This window comes from Hydrogenophaga sp. YM1 (assembly GCF_016903055.1).
Classification (GTDB): domain Bacteria; phylum Pseudomonadota; class Gammaproteobacteria; order Burkholderiales; family Burkholderiaceae_C; genus Hydrogenophaga; species Hydrogenophaga borbori.
The window spans coordinates 2,720,172-2,741,728 of the sequence record NZ_CP070223.1 but is presented as its reverse complement, the minus strand read 5'-3'; the positions used below and the strand labels follow the sequence as shown (position 1 = coordinate 2,741,728).

Genomic DNA, 21,557 nt, shown 5'->3' with positions numbered 1-21,557 from the left:
CCCGAGCACAATAGCTGCCCATGCGCCTGCGCCACATCGAGGTCTTCAACGCCGTCATGCTCACCGGCAGCGTGAGCGCGGCGGCCCGCATGATCAATGTCACCCAGCCGGCGGTGAGCCGCACCCTGCAGCACGCCGAGCTGCAGCTGGGCTTCCCGCTGTTCCAGCGCGCCGGCGGGCGCCTGGTGCCCACCACCGAGGCCCAGACGCTGTACCCGCACATCGAGCGCCTGTTCGCCCAGCTCGACGAGGTGCAGCGCCTGGCCACCAGCCTGAAAGCCGGCCGCACCCATGGCGAGCTGCGCGTGCTCACCGTGCTGGGCCTGAGCTACGAGGTGCTGCCGCGCGCCATGCGCCTGTTCCGCGAACGGCACCCCGACGTGCTGGTTCACCACCAGGCCCTGCACTCGGTGCAGATCGTCTCGGCCCTGGCCCTGCAGGAGGCCGACGTGGGCTACGTGTTCAACCCTGGCTCGCACCCGGCCCTGGTGCAGGAGCGCCTGGGCGAGCGGCGCGTGATGGTGGTGGCGCCCAAGGGCCTGCTGCCGCCGCGCGTGCTCAAGGCCGGTGGCATCGGCTGGTCGCAGCTGGCGCGGCTGCCCGTGATCGCCCTGGACGGCCAGGACCCGCTGGGCGTGCAGCTCTCGCACGCCATGCGCGACCACGGCGTGGACCTGCGCCCGATCATGACCGTGCAGACCTACCACGTGGCGCTGGCGCTGGCCCAGCACGGCGTGGGCGTGGCCCTGGTGGAGGGCTGCACGGCGACCTCGGCCGATCGCACGCGCGTGGACGTGCTGCCCTTCGAGCCGGCCATGCTCACCGCCGTGCACATGCTGCGCCCCACCGCGCGGCCGCATTCGGTGGTGGCGCGCGCCTTCACGCGCTGTTTTCAGCAGGCCTTGCAGCAGATCGGATGAGCGCGGCGGCTGCGCGCGGCCGCTCCGCCACGCCTTGCCAGTGGCGCGACAGCCGCCGTGCGCTGCCGGCGGCCAGGGTGAAGCCCAGGGCGCCATGCCCGGCGTTGAACAGCAGATTGGCGGGCGCGCCGCCCACGCGGCCCAGGATGGGCACGCCCGTGGGCGTGGCGGGCCGCAGGCCGGCCCAGGGGCGGGCCTCGGTGCCGGCGCAGGCCAGCGGGAAGACCTCGCGCGCGGCGCGGCGCAGCTGCTCGACGCGGTGGGTCTCGATGCGCGTGTCGTGGCCGGCCAGCTCGGCCAGCCCGGCCACGCGCAGGCGCTGGCCCAGCCGCGCGAAGACCAGCTTGCGCTGCGCGTCGGTCACGCTCACGTTCGGCGCCAGGCCGCCCCCGGCCGGCACGTCCAGCGTGAGGCTGTAGCCCTTGAGCGGGTAGACCGGCAGGCTCACCCCGAGCCGGCGCGCGAAAGCGGCCACGCCGGTGCCCAGGGCGGCGACGAAGCCGTCGGCCTCGATCCAGTCACTGCCCGCCTGCACGGCGACCAGGCGATCGCCCTCGCGCCGCAGCGCGCCCACGGGCGCGCCGAGCACGAAGCGCACGCCGCGCGCCTGTAGGGCGCCGTGCAGGGCGTCGCACAGGCGGGCGCAGTCGGCCGCGCATTCGCCCGGCGTGTGGATGCCGCCCACATAGCGCGCCGCGCTGCCGGCCAGCGCCGGTTCGACGCGCAGGCAGTCGGCGAGCGACAGCGCGTGCTGCTCGGCGCCGCCCAGGGCGCGCTGCAGATCGAGCTGGCGGCGCGCCGCCGCGAAAGAGGCCTCGCTGCCGTACATCACCAGCTTGCCGCTGGTGGTGAAGTCGCAGTGGGCTTGGGTGTCGGCCAGCAGCTGCTGCAGGGCCTCGCGGCTTTCCTCGGCCAGGGCCAGCAGCGTGCCGGTGCTGCGGGCCGACACCTCCGCGCGGCAGGCGGCCAGGAAGCGCAGGCCCCAGGCCCACTGCGCCGGGTCCAGGCGCAGGCGCAGCGAGAAGGGCGATTCGCGCGAGAGCAGCAGCTTGGGCAGTTGCGCCCAGATCGAGGGGTCGGCCAGCGGCTGCACGTAGGCGTAGCTCAGCTGTGCGCCATTGCCGAAGCTGGCGCCTTGGCCGGGGCGCTGGGCGTCGATGACGGTGACGTCGAAGCCGTCGCGCTGCAATTGCCAGGCGGTGGCCAGGCCGACGATGCCGGCGCCCAGCACGGCCACGCGGCGCGCGGCGGGTGGGTTCAGGGACAGGGCAGGGGGGTTGTGCATGGTGGGCCGCACTGTAGGCAGGCGCCCGGCGCCTGTGAAATGCAGACCGAGGCATCGCCCATGACCGGAACTCATGGACAGGATGGCGAGGCATAACCTGAAGGCATGGCCCGGGCCGATAAAAGCATGTGGACAGCCGCGGGCGCGTGCCTAGACTGGCGCATTCCCCCTCACCGCCCCCCAGCCCGCCCATGCAATCCAGCCACGTTTTCCACCGCCAGTTGCTCCAGGACATGCCCGTCGCCGTCAGCGGCAAGGGCATCACGCTCACCGACAGCCAAGGCAAAACCTACCTTGACGCCTCCGGCGGCGCGGCGGTCTCCTGCCTCGGCCACGGCCACCCGGACGTGATCGCGGCCATGCACAAGCAGCTCGATCAACTGGCCTACGCGCACACCAGCTTCTTCACCACGGCCGTGGCCGAGGAACTGGCCGACACCCTGATCGACACCGCGCCGCAGGGCATGAGCAACGTGTACTTCGTGAGCGGCGGCTCGGAGGCCGTGGAGGCCGCGCTCAAGATGGCGCGCCAGTACTTCGTGGAAATCGGCCAGCCGCAGCGCCAGCACTTCATCGCGCGCCGCCAGAGCTACCACGGCAACACCCTGGGCGCGCTGGCCGTGGGCGGCAACGCCTGGCGCCGCGAGCAGTTCAAGCCGCTGCTGATCGAGGTCGAGCACGTCTCGCCCTGCTACGAATACCGCGACAAGCGCGCCGACGAGACCCCCGAGCAGTACGGCCAGCGCCTGGTGGCCGAACTGGAGGCCGCCATCGAGCGCCTGGGCGGCGACAAGGTCATCGCCTTCGTGGCCGAGACGGTGGGCGGCGCCACGGCCGGTGTGCTGACGCCGGTGCCGGGCTACTTCAAGGGCGTGCGCGAGCTGTGCGACCGCCACGGCATCCTGCTGATCCTGGACGAGGTGATGTGCGGCATGGGCCGCACCGGCACGCTGTACGCCTGCGAACAGGAGGGCGTGGTGCCCGATCTGCTCACCATCGCCAAGGGCCTGGGCGGGGGTTACCAGCCCATCGGCGCGGTGCTGGCGCAAAGCCGCATCGTCGAGACCTTCCGCAAGGGCAGCGGCCTGTTCCAGCACGGCCACACCTACCTGGGGCACGCCGTGGCCTGCGCGGCCGCGCTGGCGGTGCAGCGCGTGATCCAGCGCGACGGCCTGCTGGCCCAGGTGCGCGAGCGCGGCGCGCAGCTGCAGGCGCTGTTCCAGGACGCCTTCGGCGAGCACCCGCACGTGGGCGACGTGCGCGGCCGCGGCCTGTTCTGGGGCGTGGAGCTGGTGGCCGAGCGCGCCAGCAAGCAGTGGTTCGACCCCGAACTCAAGCTGCACGCGCGCCTCAAGCGCGCCGCCATGGCCGAAGGCCTGATGGTCTATCCGGCCGGCGGCTCGGTGGACGGCCGCTGCGGCGACCACATCCTGCTGGCGCCCCCTTTCATCAGCACCCCCGACGAGCTGGCCCAGATCGTGCATCGCCTGCGCACGGCGATCGACAAGACGCTGGCCGGGGTGCCCAAGCTGGCCACCGCCTGACGCCATGCCCGCTCTGCATGGCGTCACGGGGTAAACCCCGTGACGTCGCGGCGGGGGCGGGCCGGGCGATTGCATTAGCATTCCCGGCCTGCGCGCGACCGTTCCACAAGAGCATCACGCCTTTCCACAACCAGTGACCCGCAGGAGAACCACCATGAAAAAACTCACCGCCTGTCTCAGCGCCGTGGCCGCATCGGCCGCGATGATGGCGCCCGCCGCCCCCGCCTTCGCCCAACAGAAGTTCATGACCATCGGTACCGGTGGCGTGACCGGCGTGTACTACGCCGCGGGCGGCGCCATCTGCCGCCTGGTGAACAAGGACCGCGCCAAGCACGGCTTCCGCTGCACGGTGGAGTCCACGGGTGGCTCCGTCGCCAACATCAACACCATCAAGGCAGGCGACCTCGACTTCGGCGTGGCGCAGTCCGACTGGAACCACCACGCCTACAAGGGCACCAGCACGTTCCAGAAAGACGGTGCCTTCAGCGACCTGCGCTCCGTGTTCTCGCTGCACCCCGAGCCCTTCACCGTGCTCGCCCGCGCCGACGCCAACGTCAAGAACTTCAGCGAACTCAAGGGCAAGCGCGTGAACGTGGGCAATCCCGGTTCCGGCACCCGCGCGTCCATGGAGCAGCTGCTGACGGCCATGAACTGGAAGCTCAGTGACTTCGGTCTGGCGGCCGAGCTCAAGGCCGACGAGCACGGCGCCGCGCTGTGCGACAACAAGATCGACGCCTTCTTCTACGGCGTGGGCCACCCGAGCGCCAACATCCAGGACCCGGTCACGACCTGCGGCGCCAAGCTGGTGAACATCTCCGGCCCGGCCGTGGACAAGCTGGTGGCCGAGTTCCCGTTCTACGCCAAGGCCGTGATCCCCGGCGGTCTGTACAAGGGCAATGACCAGGACACGAACACCTACGGCGTGCTGGCGACCTTCGTGACCTCGGCCAAGGCCTCGGACGATCAGGTCTACACCCTGGTGAAGGCGGTGTTCGACAACTTCGACGAATTCAAGAAGCTGCACCCTGCCTTTGCCAACCTGAAGGCCGAGAACATGGTCAAGGATGGCCTGAGCGCACCGCTGCACCCCGGTGCCGCCAAGTACTACAAGGAAAAGGGCTGGATCAAGTAATCTGCTGATCCGTTGCCGCTGAGCACCCCATGTGCGGCCCGCCGCTCATGGGGTGTTCTGCATTGAGGGCCCCTGAGCATCCACCTCATCCATCATGAATAAAGCCGACAACATCGCCGACGTGGACGTCAACCAGCTGGTGAAGGACAACGACGCCGGAGGCCGAGACGCGGGGCCTCTGGTCAACCGCCTGATCCTGGTCGTGGCCGTGGCCTGGTCGCTGTTCCAACTCTGGATCGCCTCGCCGCTGCCCTTCAGCCTGGGCGTCTTTCTGCTCAACGACACCGAGAGCCGGGCCATTCACCTGGCGTTCGCGGTGTTCCTGGCCTACTTGGCCTACCCAGCGTCCAAGCGCTCGCCGCGCGATCGCGTGCCCGTCGGCGACTGGGTGTTCGCCTTGGTGGCGGCGTTCTGCGCGGGCTACCTGTTTCTTTTCTATCGTGAACTGGCCGGTCGCCCGGGCCAGCCGAACACGCTCGACGTCTGGGCGTCGGTGATCGGCGTGCTGCTGCTGTTGGAGGCCACGCGCCGCGTGCTCGGCCTGCCCATGGTGGTGGTGGCCCTCGTGTTTCTGGTCTACACCTTTGCCGGTCCCTACATGCCGGACATGCTGGCGCACCGCGGCGCTTCACTTGATCGCGCGGCATCGCATTTCTGGCTCACCACCGAAGGCGTGTTCGGGGTGGCGCTGGGCGTTTCCAGTGGCTTCATCTTCCTGTTCGTGCTGTTCGGCTCGCTGCTCGACAAAGCCGGGGCGGGCAACTATTTCATCAAGAGCGCGTTCGCCCTGCTGGGCCACATGCGCGGTGGTCCGGCCAAGGCGGCCGTCGTGTCGTCGGCGGCCACAGGCCTCATTTCCGGCTCGTCCATCGCCAACGTCGTGACCACCGGCACTTTCACGATTCCGTTGATGAAGCGCGTGGGCTACCGAGGCGATCAGGCCGGCGCCGTGGAGGTGTCGAGTTCCGTGAACGGCCAGATCATGCCGCCCGTGATGGGCGCGGCCGCATTTCTGATGGTGGAGTACGTGGGCATTCCCTACGTGCAGGTCATGAAGCATGCCTTCCTGCCGGCGATCATTTCCTACATCGCGCTCTTCTACATCGTTCACCTTGAGGCGCTGAAGGCCGGCATGCAAGGCCTGCCGCGCCGAACACAGGCCTCGGTGTCGCAGCGGCTGGTGTCGTTCCTGATGACGGTCACCGGGTTCATCGTGATCGCGGGTGTCACGTACTACGTCATCGGTTTCGTCAAGTCGATGCTCGGAGCGGCCGCCGTGCCCGTGATCGGCGTCGGACTGTTGCTGGCCTACCTGGGCCTGCTGTGGGTGAGCTCGCGCCAGCCCGAACTGGCGATCGACGATCCCAATGCCCCGGTGTTCGAACTGCCGGAAACGGGCCCCACCGTGCGCTCCGGCCTGCACTATCTGCTGGCCGTCGTCGTGCTGGTGTGGTGCCTGATGGTGGAGCAGCTCTCGCCGGCGCTGTCGGCGTTCTGGGCCACCATGTTCATGGTCTTCGTCATGCTGACGCAAAGGCCCCTGCTGGGCCTGATGCGGGGAGAGGGCAACGCCCTGTCGCATGTGAAGGCCGGCGTGAACGACCTGGTCGATGGTCTGGCCACGGGCGCGCGGAACATGATCGGCATCGGTGTGGCCACGGCCGCGGCCGGCATCATCGTCGGTACCGTCTCGCTCACGGGCGTGGGCCTGGTGATGACGGAAATCGTCGAGATCCTGTCCGGCGGCAACCTCATGCTCATGCTGGTGCTGGTGGCGGTGATCAGCCTGATCCTCGGCATGGGCCTGCCGACCACGGCCAATTACATCGTCGTTTCCACGCTGATGGCGCCCGTGATCGTCGAACTGGGCGCCCAAAGCGGGCTGATCGTGCCCTTGATCGCCGTTCACCTGTTCGTTTTCTACTTTGGTCTCATGGCGGACGTCACACCCCCGGTGGGTTTGGCCTCGTTCGCGGCAGCGGCCATCGCGAAGTACGACCCCATCAAGGTGGGCATCACGGCCTTCTACTACAGCATGCGCACGGCGATCCTGCCGTTCCTGTTCATCTTCAACACGCAGTTGCTGCTGATCGGTCTGGACGGGCCGTTCCATCTGATCCTGACCATCGCCATCGCCATCGTGGCGATGCTGGTGTTCGCGGCGGCGACGCAGGGCTACTTCCTGACCAAGACCAAGTGGTACGAGACCCTGGCCCTGTTGCTGGTGTGCTTCACGCTGTTTCGCCCGGGCTTCTGGATGGACCTCGTTCATCCGCCCTTCGACGAAATCAAAGGCGAGGCCATGACCGCGGCCATTGAACAGGCACCGCCGAACAGCGGCAAGCGCGTGTGGGTGGAAGGCCTGAACCTCAATGGCGACGAGGTGCGCAAGGGCGTGCTGCTGCCCCTGGGGCCTGCGGGCACCGCCAAGGAGCGGCTGGCCAGCGCGGGGCTGACGGTGATGGCCGATGGCAACGGCCTGATGGTGGCCGCTGTCAAGTTCGGCAGCCCGGCCGAAAAGCTCGGCATCGAACAGAGCTTTCACATCACCTCTCTGGAAGTGCCCGCCGATCGCCCTGCGAAGGAGTGGCTGTTTGTCCCGGCGCTGGTGCTGCTGGCCTTGGTCATGTGGCTGCAGATGGGTCGCCTGCGGCGCGAGAAGACCGGCGTGGCCGCCGCCTCGGCATGAGCGCGCCCCGCATCGCACTGATCCACGCGCTGGCCCATTCGGTCGCGCCCATCAACGAGGCGATGGCGCGCGACTGGCCCGAGGCCATCCGCATGAACCTGCTCGACGACAGCCTCTCGGCCGACCTGGCGCGCGAGGGCAGGGGGCTGGACGCCGCCATGCACGCGCGCTTCGAGACGCTCACGGCCTACGCCGAGTCCACGGGCGCGCAGGGCATCCTGTTCACCTGCTCGGCCTTCGGGCCCTGCATCGAGGCGGCGGCTGCGCGCCGGCCTCATCTGCCGGTGCTCAAGCCCAACGAGGCCATGGTGGATGAGGCCGTGGCCGAGGCCGCGCGACTGGGGGGCCCCATCGGCCTGCTGGCCACCTTCGGTCCCACATTGCAGTCCATGCCGCCGGAGTTCCCGGCTGGCGTGCCGCTGCGCACCGCGCTGGCCGAGGGTGCGCTGGACGCCCTGAACGCGGGCGACACCGCCCGCCACGACGCGCTCGCGGTGGAGGCGGCGAAGCGACTGCAGGCCGAAGGTTGCGCGCTCATCGCGCTGGCCCAGTTCAGCCTGGCCCGCTCGGCGCCGGCGGTGCAGGCGGCCACCGGGCTGCCGGTGCTCACCACGCCGGGCAGCGCCATCCGGGCGCTGCGCCGGCGCCTGGCGGCCTGATCCCCGGTCGGTCGAGGCCCGTCCAACAGCTACAATCGCGGGTTTCCGTGAGTGGGCTACCCGCCCCGCCGGGCCTCAATCCGGCGGCGCCAGACACCCTCCCGGCGCGCGGGTGGCGAAATTGGTAGACGCACCAGGTTTAGGTCCTGACGCCAGCAATGGTGTGGGGGTTCGAGTCCCCCCCCGCGCACCAGCCCCACGGAACCCCGCTATGCCCCGCGTCGGCCTGAACGGCCGGCCTTCCCTTGGAGAACACCATGACCGTGAACGTTGAAACCCTGGAGAAGCTCGAGCGCAAGATCACGCTCACGCTGCCCGCCGACGTGATCCAGAACGAAGTCGCCGCGCGCCTCAAGCGCATCGCCCGCGACGTCAAGATGGACGGCTTTCGCCCCGGCAAGGTGCCGATGAACGTCGTGGCCCAGCGCTACGGCTACTCGGTGCACTACGAGGTCATGAACGACAAGGTGGGCGAGGCTTTCGCCAGCGCCGCCAACGAAGCGCAACTGCGCGTGGCCGGCCAGCCCCGCATCACCGAGAAGGAAGGCGCGCCCGAGGGCCAGCTGGCCTTCGACGCGGTGTTCGAGGTCTACCCCGAGGTGAAGATCGGCGACCTGGCCGGCGCCAAGGTCGAGAAGCTGGCCGCCGAGGTGGACGATGCCGCCATCGACCGCACCCTGGACATCCTGCGCAAGCAGCGCCGCACCTTCGCGCAGCGCGCGCAGGACCAGGCCGCCCAGGACAGCGACCGCGTCACCATCGACTTCGAAGGTAAGATCGACGGCGAACCCTTCGAGGGCGGCAAGGCCGAGGCCTTCCAGTTCATCGTTGGCGACGGCCAGATGCTCAAGGAGTTCGAAGACGCCGTGCGCGGCATGAAGAACGGCGAGAGCAAGACCTTCCCGCTGGCCTTCCCCGAGGACTACCACGGCAAGGACGTGGCCGGCAAGACGGCCGACTTCCTGGTCACGGTGAAGAAGATCGAGCAGGCGAACCTGCCCGCCGTCGACGAGGCCCTGGCCAAGTCGCTGGGTGTGGCCGACGGCAGCGTCGAAGGTCTGCGCGCCGACATCCGCAAGAACCTGGAGCGCGAGGTCAAGTTCCGTCTGCAGGCCCGCAACAAGGCCGCCGTGATGGACGCCCTGGTGGCCGTGGCCGAGCTGGACCTGCCCAAGTCCGTGGTGCAGGCCGAACTCGACCGTCTGGTCGAAGGTGCCCGCGCCGACCTCAAGCAGCGCGGCATCAAGGACGCCGACAAGGCCCCCATCCCCGACGAGCTGTTCCGCCCGCAGGCCGAGCGCCGCGTGCGCCTGGGCCTGGTGGTGGCCGAGCTGGTGAAGGTCAACGAACTGCACGCCAAGCCCGAGCAGATCAAGGCCCACATCGACGAGCTGGCCGCTTCCTACGAAAAGCCCGCCGACGTGGTGCGCTGGTACCAGGGCGACAACCGCCGCCTGGCCGAGGTCGAGGCCATCGTGATCGAGAACAACGTCACCGACTTCGTGCTCGCCAAGGCCCAGGTCAGCGACAAGACCGTGAGCTTTGACGAGCTGATGGCCCAGGCCTGATCGCCGGTGCTCTGGCGCACGGAAGAGGGCGGAGCGATCCGCCCCTTTTTTTTGCCGCTGGACCCCCCATCTGTCCCCTTGCATTCCCCGCGAACGAACCATGGCCCTACCGCCCGAAGTGGGGTGGCCGGGTTGGTTACAGTTGGGCCATTGCTTTGAACCTGTACGGACTCACTCGGAGAGCCTCATGAGCGCTATGGATATCCAAGGCCTGGGCATGGTGCCCATGGTCATCGAACAATCGGGCCGCGGCGAGCGCGCCTACGACATTTACTCGCGCCTGCTCAAGGAACGCGTGGTGTTCCTCGTCGGTCCGGTCAACGACCAGTCGGCCAACCTCATCGTGGCCCAGCTGCTGTTCCTGGAGAGCGAGAATCCGGACAAGGACATTTCGTTCTACATCAACTCGCCCGGTGGTTCGGTCAGCGCCGGCATGGCGATCTTCGACACCATGAACTTCATCAAGCCCGACGTGTCGACGCTGTGCGTGGGCATGGCCGCGAGCATGGGCGCCTTCCTGCTGGCCGCTGGCACCAAGGGCAAGCGCTTCAGCCTGCCCAATTCCAAGATCATGATCCACCAGCCGCTGGGCGGCGCCCAGGGCCAGGCCACCGAGATCGAGATCCACGCGCGCGAAATCCTCAAGACCCGCGAGCAGCTCAACCGCATCCTGGCCGAACGCACCGGCCAGCCGCTGGAGAAGATCGAGCGCGACACCGAGCGCGACTACTTCCTCTCGGCCGCCGAGTCGGCCGACTACGGCCTGATCGACAAGGTCATCGAGAAGCGTCCCACGGCGGGCTGACGCCGCCGGGAGAAGGGCGGCCAAACACCGTTTTTGCGGCCCTTTTTCCGGATTTGGCCCTGGCGGACCATCCACTATCATTGAACACCGTTTTTCCCTGACACCGCACCATGGCCGACAAGAAAGCCGCCTCCAGCGAAAAAGCGCTGTACTGCTCGTTCTGTGGCAAGAGCCAGCACGAGGTGAAGAAGCTGATCGCCGGGCCCTCGGTGTTCATCTGCGACGAGTGCATCGACCTCTGCAACGACATCATCCGTGACGAGTTGCCCGGCATCGAGTCGGTGAAGGCGTCCTCGGACGACCTGCCCACGCCGGCCCAGCTTAAGAGCAACCTCGACAACTACGTCATCGGCCAGGACGCTGCCAAGCGCGCGCTGGCTGTGGCGGTCTACAACCACTACAAGCGCCTGCGCCACAAGCAGGGCTCGCGCAAGGACGAGGTGGAACTGGCCAAGAGCAACATCCTGCTCATCGGCCCCACGGGCTCGGGCAAGACCTTGCTCGCCCAGACCATGGCCCGCATGCTCAACGTGCCCTTCGTCATGGCCGACGCCACCACGCTGACCGAAGCCGGCTATGTGGGCGAGGACGTCGAGAACATCGTCGCCAAGCTGCTGCAAAGCTGCAACTACGACATCGAGCGTGCCCAGCAGGGCATCGTCTACATCGACGAGATCGACAAGATCACGCGCAAGTCCGACAACCCATCCATCACCCGCGACGTGTCGGGCGAGGGCGTGCAACAGGCCCTGCTCAAGCTCATCGAGGGCACCATGGCCAGCGTGCCGCCGCAGGGCGGGCGCAAGCACCCCAACCAGGACTTCCTGCAGGTCGACACCACCAACATCCTGTTCATCTGCGGGGGTGCCTTCGCGGGCCTGGAGAAGATCATCGAGAACCGCACCGAGGCCTCGGGCATCGGTTTCTCGGCCGCCGTGCGCAGCAAGAAGCAGCGCAGCGTCACCGAGGTGTTCAAGGAAGTCGAGCCGGAAGACCTGATCAAGTTCGGCCTCATCCCCGAGCTGGTCGGCCGCGTGCCCGTCATCGCCGCCCTGGCCGAGCTGAGCGAGGACGCGCTGGTGGACATCCTCACCCAGCCGCGCAACGCCGTCGTCAAGCAGTTTTCCAAGCTGCTGTCGATGGAGGGCGCCGAACTGGAGGTGCGGCCCGCCGCGCTCAAGGCCATCGCCCGCAAGGCGCTGGCGCGCAAAACCGGTGCGCGCGGCCTGCGCTCCATCCTTGAAAACGCGTTGATCGACACCATGTTCGAGCTCCCTGGCCTGAGCAACGTGGAAAAGGTCGTGGTGGACGAATCCACCATCGACGAGAACAAGCCACCGCTGCTGGTGTACCGCGAGGCCGCCAAGCAGGCGTGAACGACAGGCATGCGAAGCCCCATCTGGCTCCGCATGACCGCCCGGGCCGCGGTTGACACCGCCCACCAGAGCCCCAACCACTGAGTCACCGAGGTTCAGATGTCCGGACAAACCCCTCTGCCCAGCACCCCCGTGGAACTCCCGCTGCTGCCCCTGCGCGACGTGGTGGTGTTCCCCCACATGGTGATCCCGCTGTTCGTCGGCCGACCCAAGAGCATCAAGGCCCTGGAAGCGGCGATGGAGGCCGAGCGCCGCATCATGCTGGTGGCCCAAAAGGCCGCTGCCAAGGACGAGCCCTCGCCCGAGGACATGTTCGAGATGGGCTGCGTCGCCACCATCCTGCAGATGCTCAAGCTACCCGACGGCACCGTGAAGGTGCTGGTGGAGGGCGTGCAGCGCGCCAAGGTGCTGTCCATCAACGACGGCGAGACGCACTTCGTGGCCAACGTGTCGCCCATCGACCCGGCGAATGAGCGCGCCGAGGCGGCGGCCAACGAACTGGAGGCGCTGCGCCGCGCGGTGATGCAGCAGTTCGACCAGTACGTCAAGCTGAACAAGAAGATTCCGTCCGAGATCCTCACCTCCATTTCCAGCATCGATGACCCCGGCCGCCTGGCCGACACCATCGCGGCGCACCTGCCGCTCAAGCTGGAGTCCAAGCAGGTGGTGCTGGATCTGGATCCGGTCATCAAACGCCTGGAGAACCTGTTCGAGCAACTCGAGCGCGAGGTCGACATCCTCAACGTCGACAAGAAGATCCGCGGGCGCGTCAAGCGCCAGATGGAAAAGAACCAGCGCGACTTCTACCTCAACGAGCAGGTCAAGGCGATCCAGAAGGAACTCGGCGAAGGCGAAGAGGGCGCCGACATCGAGGAGATCGAGAAGAAGATCAAGGCGGCCCGCATGCCCGCCGAGGCGCGCAAGAAGGCCGAGGGCGAGCTGAAAAAGCTCAAGCTCATGTCGCCCATGTCGGCCGAGGCCACCGTGGTGCGCAACTACATCGACGTGCTGGTCGGCCTGCCCTGGAGCAAGAAGACCAAGATCAAGCACGACCTGGCGCACGCCGAGGCCGTGCTCAACGAAGACCACTACGGCCTGGAGCGCGTGAAGGACCGCATCCTCGAGTACCTCGCGGTGCAGCAGCGCGTCGACAAGGTCAAGGCACCCATCCTGTGCCTCGTGGGCCCGCCGGGCGTGGGCAAGACCTCGCTGGGGCAGTCGGTGGCCAAGGCCACCGGCCGCAAGTACGTGCGCATGGCCCTGGGTGGCATGCGCGACGAGGCCGAGATCCGGGGGCACCGCCGCACCTACATCGGCGCCATGCCGGGCAAGGTGCTACAAAGCCTCACCAAGGTCGGCACGCGCAACCCGCTGTTCCTGCTCGACGAGATCGACAAGCTCGGCACCGACTTCCGTGGCGACCCGTCCAGCGCGCTGCTGGAGGTGCTGGACCCCGAGCAGAACCACACCTTCGGCGACCACTACGTCGAGGTCGACTACGACCTGTCCGACGTGATGTTCGTGGCGACTTCGAACTCGATGAACATCCCGCCGGCGCTGCTGGACCGCATGGAGGTCATCCGCCTCTCGGGCTACACCGAGGACGAGAAGACCAACATCGCCATGCGCTACCTGCTGCCCAAGCAGATCAAGAACAACGGCATCAAGGACGGCGAGGTCGAGGTGCGCGAGGACGCGGTGCGCGACATCGTTCGCTACTACACCCGCGAGGCCGGCGTGCGTTCGCTGGAGCGCGAGCTCTCCAAGATCTGCCGCAAGGTGGTCAAGGGCCTCCTGCTCAAGAAGTTCACGCCCACGGTGATGGTCACGGCCGACAACCTCAGCGAGTTCCTGGGCGTGCGCAAGTACACCTACGGCCGCGCAGAGCAGCAGAACCAGGTCGGCCAGGTCGTGGGCCTGGCCTGGACGGAGGTGGGTGGCGATCTGCTCACCATCGAAGTGGCCATCATGCCCGGCAAGGGCGCCACCACGCGCACCGGCTCGCTGGGCGACGTGATGAAGGAGTCCGTGGAGGCCGCGCGCACCGTGGTGCGCAGCCGCGCCCGCGTGCTGGGCATCAAGGATGAGATGTTCGACAAGCGCGACATCCACATCCACGTGCCCGACGGCGCCACGCCCAAGGACGGTCCGAGCGCCGGTGCGGCCATGACCACCGCGCTGGTGTCGGCGCTCACCGGCATCCCGGTGCGTGCCGACGTCGCCATGACGGGCGAGATCACGCTGCGCGGCGAGGTCACGGCCATCGGCGGCCTGAAGGAAAAACTGCTGGCCGCGCTGCGCGGCGGCATCAAGACCGTGGTGATCCCGGAAGAGAACGTGAAGGACCTCGCCGAGATTCCCGACAACGTGAAGGAAGGCCTGAAGATCGTTCCGGTGAAATGGATCGACAAGGTGCTGTCCATTGCGTTGGAACGCCAGCCTGTGCCGCTGACGGACGAAGAAGTCGCCGCGCAACTCGCGGCGGCGTCGGTGCGCGCGGCCACGGGCGAAACCGACGCGGTCAAACACTGAAAAAAATCGAGGCCCCTTGAAGGGACCTCGATTTTTGCGCTATACTTCTAGCTTCTGCAGAACGCAAGAACTGCTAGAAAATGCGGGAATAGCTCAGTTGGTAGAGCGCAACCTTGCCAAGGTTGAGGTCGCGAGTTCGAACCTCGTTTCCCGCTCCAGATTCGCAAAAAGGGAAGCTCGGCTTCCCTTTTTTATCGGACCCGCTCCGGCGCGTTAGCAAAGCGGTTATGCAACGGATTGCAAATCCGTCTAGGGCGGTTCGACTCCGCCACGCGCCTCCAGACGATTCGATGAAAAAAAGCACCTGTGCAGGTTTCTGCCAGGTGCTTTTTTGTTGGCGCTGTCGCCCCCCAGATGGGTGACAGCGCCTCCGTGTGTGGTCCGCCTTGGGCCGTGGCTTCAGCGGCCTCGATGGCCTGAGGAAGTCCTAGGCCGGCGTCGCGGCAGCCAGGGCGCGCTCCCAATGCAGGCGGCCCAGGGGAACCGCATGGCGAACGAATGCGCCTGTGAGGGCTTGCTGCCGCGCGGCCGCGGCCTCCGGCAGTCTGTGGGCCGCGCTGGCCATGCGGCCCACCGCCCAGGCCAGCAGGGTGTGGGCCATGCCGTGCAGCAGATCGTCGGCGCTTTCCAGCAGCAGTGAGTTGTCTTGCCTGGCACGGTCCAGCCAGTCCCGCAGCTGCGCGCGCGACGCATCGACGAAGTCGCGCAGCGGGTCGCCGGTGGCCTGCTCGGCGCGCAGGGCGTCGAGCAGCTCGAAGGCGGTGGCGCCGCCATCGGCCAACAGCTTGCGCTGCGCGAGGTCGATCGCCTGGATCTCGTTGGTGCCCTCGTAGATCATGGCGATGCGCGCATCGCGCACCGTCTGTTCGATGCCGTATTCGTGCACGTAGCCGTAGCCGCCCCACACGCCCAGCGCGGCGGCCGGGCCATGGAAGCCTTGGTGCGTGCAGAAGGCCTTGACGATGGGGGTGAGCAGGGCCGCGAAGCGCTTCTCGCGCTCGCGCACGGCACCGTCGCCATGGTGTTCGGCCAGGTCCAGGGCCAGCGCGGCGCGGTAGGCGAGCACGCGCTGGGACTGCGCCATCACCTCCAGGCGGTCGAGCAGCAGACGAACCGCCGGGTGCTCGGCGATGGCGCGTCCCATCTGCACCCGTTCCGCGGCATAGCGGCGCGCGTTTTGCGCGGCCATTTCCTGGTGCCCGAGGCCCTGCAGGCCCACGTGCAGGCGCGCCGAATTCATCATCAGGAACATTGCGGCCAGACCGCGGTGCGGTTCGCCGATGAGCCAGCCGGTGGCGCCTTCGTAGCGCATGGCGCAGGTGGCGCTGGCCTTGATGCCCATCTTCTTTTCCACGCCGTCGCAGAACAGCGCGTTGCGCGAACCGTCGGGCAGCACCTTGGGCACCAGGGCGAGCGACAGGCCCTTGGTGCCCGCCGGCGCATCGGGCAAGCGGCACAGCACCAGGTGCACGATGTTGTCGGTGAGGTCGTGTTCGCCGCCGCTGATGAAGATCTTGTTGCCGCTGATGCGCAGGCTGCCGTCGGCTTGCGGTTCGGCGCGCGTGCGCAGCTGGCCCAGGTCGCTGCCGGCCTGGGGCTCGGTGAGCGCCATGGCCGCGAGCCATTCACCGCTCACGATCTTGGGCAGATAGCGGGCCTTCAGCGCCTCGCTGCCGTGGGCCTTGATCGTCTCGTAGGCGCCGTGCAGCAGGTCGGGGTACATGTTCCAGCCGTGGTTGCAGGCGTCGAGCATCTCGCGCAGCGCGGCGTCCAGCAGCAGTGGCAGGCCCTGGCCACCCCAGTCGGGCGTGCAAGGCAGGGCCGGCCAGCCGCCCGCCACAAAGGCCTGGTAGGCCTCGGGAAAGCCTTTGGGCGTGCGCACGCGACCCTCGGCGTCGCGCACGCAGCCTTCGACGTCGCCGACGGCGTTGAGCGGCTGCAGCACCTCGCTCGCGAAGCGCGCGGCCTCTTGCAGCACGGCGTCGGCCGTGTCGAGGTCGAGGTCGGCGAAGGCCTCGCAGGCTTTCCAGTGGGTGGGCGCGTCGAGCACGTGCTCAAGCACGAAGCGCATGTGGTCCAGGGGGGCTTCGTAGGTCCAGCTCATTCGCAAACTCTGGGGTGACGCGCCGCGGCCGGTGCCCTTGGGGGCGCGGCCGGGCGGGGGTTACTGCTTCTTCGTGCCGAGGTAGGTGTCGATCACGCGCGGGTCCACCGCGAGCTGCGCGGCCGGGCCCGCGAGCACCACGTCGCCGGTTTCCAGCACGTGGCCTTCGTCGGCGACGTTCAAGGCCGCGCGCGCGTTCTGCTCGACCAGCAGGATGCTCACGCCGCGCTCGCGCAAGGTCTCGATGATGCGAAAGATGTCGCGCACGATCAGCGGTGCCAGGCCCAGGCTGGGCTCGTCGAGCATGAGCAGCTTGGGCTGGCCCATGAGCGCTCGGCCGATGGCCAGCATCTGGCGCTCGCCCCCCGACAGCGTGCCGGCCGCCTGCGCGCGGCGTTCCTTCATGCGCGGGAACAGCTCGTAGACCTGCTCCAGGCCATCGCGCCAGCGCGGCAGGCGCTGCTTCATCGGGCGCCAGCCGCCGAGCACGAGGTTGTCTTCCACGCTCATGGTGCCGAACAACTCGCGCCGCTCGGGCACCAGGGCCAGGCCCGCCATCACGCGCTCTTCCAGCGTCAGGCGCGTGATGTCCTGGCCCGCGAAGCGCACCGCGCCACGCAGCGGCAGCAGGCCCATCAGGGCGCCCAGCAGCGTGGACTTGCCGGCGCCGTTGGGCCCGATCACCGTGACCACCTGGCCCGCGCGCACCGGCAGGTGGATGCCGTGCAGCACCTCGGCCTTGCCGTAGCCCGCGTGCAGGTCTTTCACTTCAAGCAGCAGCTCAGCCATGTCAATGCTCCGTTCCGAGGTAGGCCGCGCGCACCTTTTCGCTGGCCTGGATCTCGGCCGGCGTGCCTTCCAGCAGCGGCGTGCCGAACTCCATCACCAGGATGCGGTCGGTCAGGTTCATCACGAAGTCCATGTCGTGTTCCACCAGCAGCAGGCTCAGGCCCTCGGCCTTGAGCTGGCGCAGCACCTCGGCCAGGGCCTGCTTTTCGCGGTGGCGCAGGCCGGCGGCGGGCTCGTCGAGCAGCAGCAGGGCGGGGTCGCTGGCCAGGGCACGCGCGATCTCCACCAGGCGCTGCGGGCCCAGGGCCAGGTTGCCGGCGAGCTCGTGCAGGTGCTCGCCCAGGCCCACGCGGCGCAGCTGGCGCTCGGCCTCGGCGAGGGCGCGCGCTTCTTCGGCGCGGTCGGTGCGCAGCATGGCGGCCAGGGTGCCGCTGCCCGTGCGCAGGTAGGTGCCCAGGGCGACGTTCTCCAGCACGGTCATGTCGGGCACCAGCTTGACGTGCTGGAAGGTGCGCGACAGGCCGCGGCGAGCGATTTCGCGCGCGCCCTTGCCGTCCACGCGCTCGCCGCGCAGCCAGACCTCGCCGCTGGTGAGCGGCAGCACGCCCGAGACCAGGTTGAAGGTGGTGGACTTGCCCGCGCCGTTCGGGCCGATGAGGCCGAAGATTTCGCCCGCGCGCAGCGTGAAGCCCACGCCGTTGACGGCGACCAGGCCACCGAAGGTGCGGCGCGCGTCCTTCACCTCGAGCAGCACGCTGCCGGTCGCGGGCTTGTCGCGCGCGGGCAGGGGCTCGGTGGCGGCCGCCGCCGTGGCGCGGGGCCGCCTCGCGGGCAGCAGGCGCTCGATCGAGGGCCACAGGCCGTTGGGCGCGAACTTGAGCACCAGCACCAGCACCACGCCGAAGACGATGATCTCGTAGCTGCCTGACGTGCCCAGCAGCGCCGGCAGCCATGTCTGCAGCTGGTCTTCGGCCAGCTTGACCAGGGCCGCGCCCGTGAAGGCGCCCCACACATGGCCCACGCCGCCGAGCACCGCCATGAAAAGGTATTCGATGCCGAACTTGATGCCGAAAGGCGAGGGGTTGACGCTGCGCTGCATGTGCGCGAACAGCCAACCCGAGATCGAGGCCAGGATGGCGGCGATCACGAACATCAGCAGCTTGTGGCGGAAGGTGGAGGCGCCCATGGCCTCGGGCATGGTCTTGCCGCCGCCGCGGTGCACGTCGAGCGCGCGCATGATGCGGCCGGGGCGCGAGTCGAGCAGGCGCGTGATGGCGATGGCCGCGGCGATGGCCACCAGCCAGATCAGGAGGTAGATGCGCCGCTCCTCCTGCAGGCTGATGCCGAAGAACTGGATGGCGGGCACGCCCAGCAGGCCGTCGTACTTGCCCAGGGCGTCGAGGTTGCCCATGGTGTAGAACAAGGCCAGGCTCCAGCAGATGGTGGCCAGCGGCAGGTAATGCCCCGACATGCGCAGCGTGACCCAGCCCAGCACCAGGGCCACGGCCACCGTGACGGCCAGGCCCGCGAGCAGGCCGAGCCAGGGCGACAGGCCCAGCTTCACGCTGAGGTAGGCGCTGGCGTAGGCCCCCAGGCCGGCGAAGGCCGCCTGGCCGAAGGAGGTGAGGCCGCCGATGCCGGTGAGCAGCACCAGGCCGAGCGCGACGAGCCCGAACAGGCCCACGTAGTTGAGCTTGGTGATCCAGTAGTCGGGCACCGGCAGGAAAGGCACGGCGACCATGATCACGGTGAAGGCCAGCAGGCCGTAGCGACGGATATCCATCTCAATGCTCCTCGTCATGCGGGTCGACGAAGGAGCGCCACAGCAGCACCGGCAGGATGGCGGTGAACACGATCACTTCCTTGAATGCGCTGGCCCAGAAGGAGCCGAAGGCCTCGACCAGGCCCACGCCGAGCGCGCCCACGAGCGCCAGCGGGAAGCTCGTGAGGCCGGCGAAGACGGCGGCCACGAAGCCCTTGAGGCCGATGAGGAAGCCGCTGTCGAAGAACACGGTGGTGGTGGGGCCGATGAGCAGCCCCGAGAGCGCGCCGATGAAGGCCGCGAGCGTGAAGCTCAGCGAGCCGGCGGCGTCGGTGGAGATGCCCATGAGCCGCGCGCCCGTCTGGTTGACGGAGGTGGCGCGCAGCGCCTTGCCGGTGAGCGTGCGATCGAACAGCACGAACAGCGCGACGATGAGCGCGACCGAGGCGCCGAGAATGATGATGGCCTGCCCGCTGAGCGTGACCGGCCCGAGGCTCAGGCGCTCGTCCCAGAACGGCGGGTTGCGGAAGCCTTCGGCACCGAAGAACACCAGGCCCAGACCGGTGAGCGCGAAGTGCACGCCGACCGAGACGATGAGCAGCACCAGCACGCTGGCGCTGGCCAGCGAGCGGTAGGCCAGCCGGTACACCAGCGGGCCCATGGGCGTGACCAGGGCCAGCGTGAGCAGGGCCTGCACGACCATGGGGGGCTGTTTCGGCACCAGCCAGGCGGTGAGGGCGCAGGCCACCAGTGGCAGCGCCGCGGTGCGCAGGGCCAGGCGCGCCCAGCGCGCCAGCGGCCAGGCCTCGCGCCAGGCGCGCACGGCGTCCAGCACGAGCACCAGCGCCACCATGAGCAGCAGCAGCCAGACCGTGCCGGGCAGGGCGCCGGTCTGGAACAGCGCCATGGTCAGCGCCGCGAAGGCGACGAACTCGCCCTGCGGAATGAAGACGATGCGGGTGACCGCGAACACCAGGACGAGGGCGATCGCCACCAGCGCGTAGATCGCACCGTTGATGACGCCGTCGACGCCGAGGATCGCAGCAATGCTCAGGTCCATGGGTTGCGGTCTCCCGTCATTTTCATCTCTTGTCTTTTAACGCCCGCCGGCTGCGCGCGAGAGCACGCAACCCGGGGTGCCGCGGAACCGGCTTGGCCGGGCCGCAGGCACCGCCCCTTGTGGGGGCGCGCGAAGCGCGGCGGGGTGGACCTTATTGCTCGAGTTTCCAGTCGCCGTTGACGACCTTCATCACCACGCCCGAACCGGTCTTGAAGCCCCAGTGGTCGGTGGCCGTGAAGTCGATGATGCCGTGCGTGACGGGCATGGCCGGCGCGTCTTCCAGCGCGGCCTTCAGCGCGGCGCGGAATTCGGGCGTGCCGGGCTTGCCCTTCTTGGCGGCCACGGGCACCAGCTTGTCGAGCAGCAGGTAGGCGTCGTACGAGTGCGCGCCGAACTGGTTGCGGGTGCCGGCGCCGTAGATCTTTTCGTACTCGGCGTTGAACTTCACGCCCAGGGCCTTGCTGGGGTGGCTGTCAGGGAGCTGCTCGGCCACCACCACGGGGCCGGTTGTCACGAAGGTGCCTTCGACGGCCTTGCCGCCGACGCGCATGAGGTCGCGCGTGGCGGCCGCGTGCGTCTGGTAGAACTTGCCCTTGTAGCCGCGCTCGATCAGGCCCAGTTGCGGCATGGCGGCGCCGCTGCCCGAGGCCACGACCACCATCGCGTCGGGGTTGGCCGAGGCGAGCTTGAGCGCCTGCCCGGTCACGGTGGTGTCGGAGCGCGCGAAGCGCTCGACGCCGGCGAGCTTGATGCCGGCCTTCTCCAGCAGCGGCGTCAGGGCCTGCAGCCACTGCTCGCCGTAGGCGTCGGTGTAGCCCAGGAAGCCCACGCTCTTGACGCCTTGCTTCTTCATGTGCTCGACCATGGCCTCGGCCATCACGCCGTTGCTCTGCGGCATGCGAAAGCTCCAGGCGTCCTTGCCGGGCGGCAGGCCGATGGGCGAGAGCGCCAGGTGCGGCGTGCCCGATTCGGTGGCCACGTCGGCCATGGGGATGGCCACCGGCGTGGCGCCCGAACCCACGATCACGTCCACCTTGTCCTGGTTGACGAAGCGGCGCGCGTTTTGCACGCCCTTGGTGGGGTCGGTGGCGTCGTCCAGGATGATGACGTTGAGCTTCTCGCCGCCGACGGTGGCCGGCCACATCTTCACGCCGTTGGCCATGGGGATGCCCAGGCCCGAGGCGGGGCCGGTGAGCGGCACGCTCACGCCGACCGTGAGGTCGGCCCAGGCGGCGCTGGCCAGGGTGGCGGCCACGGCCGTGGCCAGGGTGGTCTTCAGCAGTTGTTTCATGCGTTGTCTCCGTTGGTGTTGCGTGTGCTCGTGGCCCGCAC

The 21,557-nt window shown here is 68.4% G+C and carries 15 protein-coding genes and 3 tRNA genes; 12 read left to right on the top strand and 6 right to left on the bottom strand.

The genetic code is table 11. The annotated features are described in order from the left end of the window. The first annotated feature begins 20 nt into the window (after window positions 1-20). Window positions 21-920, top strand: coding sequence for a LysR family transcriptional regulator (locus JNX00_RS12855; protein ID WP_070398332.1), 900 nt, complete (start codon window positions 21-23; stop codon window positions 918-920). On the opposite strand, the gene JNX00_RS12850 is transcribed toward JNX00_RS12855, so the two are convergent. Continuing rightward, a complete protein-coding gene (locus JNX00_RS12850; protein WP_204742530.1) occupies window positions 880-2,205 on the bottom strand; it encodes a D-amino acid dehydrogenase in 1,326 nt (441 codons plus the stop codon). The genes JNX00_RS12855 and JNX00_RS12850 overlap by 41 nt on opposite strands. A 191-nt stretch (window positions 2,206-2,396) precedes the next feature. Here JNX00_RS12850 and JNX00_RS12845 point away from each other — a divergent pair, with 191 nt between their 5' ends. The 11 genes from JNX00_RS12845 to JNX00_RS12795 all read left to right on the top strand — a co-directional run bounded on the left by JNX00_RS12845 (window position 2,397) and on the right by JNX00_RS12795 (window position 14,791). Continuing rightward, complete coding sequence (locus JNX00_RS12845) at window positions 2,397-3,749, top strand: aspartate aminotransferase family protein (RefSeq protein ID WP_204742529.1); 1,353 nt, start codon at window positions 2,397-2,399, stop codon at window positions 3,747-3,749. 154 nt (window positions 3,750-3,903) lie between these two features. Beyond that, the gene (locus JNX00_RS12840; protein WP_070398335.1) at window positions 3,904-4,881 is read left to right on the top strand and encodes a TAXI family TRAP transporter solute-binding subunit; all 978 of its coding nucleotides are present in this window, start codon (window positions 3,904-3,906) and stop codon (window positions 4,879-4,881) included. A 94-nt stretch (window positions 4,882-4,975) separates the two neighbouring features. Further along, window positions 4,976-7,570: a TRAP transporter permease gene (locus tag JNX00_RS12835; protein ID WP_070398336.1), complete on the top strand. Its 2,595-nt coding sequence runs from the start codon at window positions 4,976-4,978 to the stop codon at window positions 7,568-7,570. After that, window positions 7,567-8,229 (top strand): aspartate/glutamate racemase family protein, encoded by a 663-nt coding sequence (locus tag JNX00_RS12830; protein ID WP_204742528.1) that lies wholly within the window; start codon window positions 7,567-7,569, stop codon window positions 8,227-8,229. The genes JNX00_RS12835 and JNX00_RS12830 overlap by 4 nt, the downstream gene beginning before the upstream one ends. A gap of 106 nt (window positions 8,230-8,335) precedes the next feature. Continuing rightward, window positions 8,336-8,422, top strand: a tRNA-Leu gene (locus JNX00_RS12825). A gap of 64 nt (window positions 8,423-8,486) precedes the next feature. Beyond that, window positions 8,487-9,797: a trigger factor gene (gene tig, locus JNX00_RS12820; RefSeq protein WP_070398338.1), complete on the top strand. Its 1,311-nt coding sequence runs from the start codon at window positions 8,487-8,489 to the stop codon at window positions 9,795-9,797. 187 nt (window positions 9,798-9,984) lie between these two features. Then, entirely contained in the window at window positions 9,985-10,602 is a 618-nt protein-coding gene (clpP, locus tag JNX00_RS12815; protein ID WP_070398339.1) for an ATP-dependent Clp endopeptidase proteolytic subunit ClpP, read from the top strand. Between the two features lie 110 nt (window positions 10,603-10,712). Beyond that, a complete protein-coding gene (clpX, locus tag JNX00_RS12810; protein ID WP_070398340.1) occupies window positions 10,713-11,978 on the top strand; it encodes an ATP-dependent Clp protease ATP-binding subunit ClpX in 1,266 nt (421 codons plus the stop codon). A 99-nt stretch (window positions 11,979-12,077) separates the two neighbouring features. Further along, window positions 12,078-14,510 (top strand): endopeptidase La, encoded by a 2,433-nt coding sequence (lon, locus tag JNX00_RS12805; protein ID WP_204742527.1) that lies wholly within the window; start codon window positions 12,078-12,080, stop codon window positions 14,508-14,510. 82 nt (window positions 14,511-14,592) lie between these two features. Next, a tRNA-Gly gene (locus JNX00_RS12800) sits at window positions 14,593-14,668 on the top strand. 49 nt (window positions 14,669-14,717) lie between these two features. Then, a tRNA-Cys gene (locus JNX00_RS12795) sits at window positions 14,718-14,791 on the top strand. Between the two features lie 146 nt (window positions 14,792-14,937). On the opposite strand, the gene JNX00_RS12790 is transcribed toward JNX00_RS12795, so the two are convergent. The 5 genes from JNX00_RS12790 to JNX00_RS12770 form a co-directional block, all read right to left on the bottom strand. Continuing rightward, on the bottom strand, window positions 14,938-16,614 hold the full coding sequence (locus tag JNX00_RS12790) for an acyl-CoA dehydrogenase family protein (RefSeq protein WP_204742526.1): 1,677 nt from the start codon (window positions 16,612-16,614) through the stop codon (window positions 14,938-14,940). 60 nt (window positions 16,615-16,674) lie between these two features. After that, window positions 16,675-17,403 (bottom strand): ABC transporter ATP-binding protein, encoded by a 729-nt coding sequence (locus tag JNX00_RS12785; protein ID WP_070398343.1) that lies wholly within the window; start codon window positions 17,401-17,403, stop codon window positions 16,675-16,677. Between the two features lies 1 nt (window position 17,404). Next, on the bottom strand, window positions 17,405-19,186 hold the full coding sequence (locus JNX00_RS12780; RefSeq protein ID WP_204742525.1) for a branched-chain amino acid ABC transporter ATP-binding protein/permease: 1,782 nt from the start codon (window positions 19,184-19,186) through the stop codon (window positions 17,405-17,407). Window position 19,187: 1 nt separating this feature from the next. Next, a complete protein-coding gene (locus JNX00_RS12775) occupies window positions 19,188-20,225 on the bottom strand; it encodes a branched-chain amino acid ABC transporter permease (protein WP_070398345.1) in 1,038 nt (345 codons plus the stop codon). Window positions 20,226-20,376: 151 nt separating this feature from the next. Continuing rightward, window positions 20,377-21,516 (bottom strand): ABC transporter substrate-binding protein, encoded by a 1,140-nt coding sequence (locus JNX00_RS12770; RefSeq protein ID WP_204742524.1) that lies wholly within the window; start codon window positions 21,514-21,516, stop codon window positions 20,377-20,379. Between the last annotated feature and the right edge of the window lie 41 nt (window positions 21,517-21,557).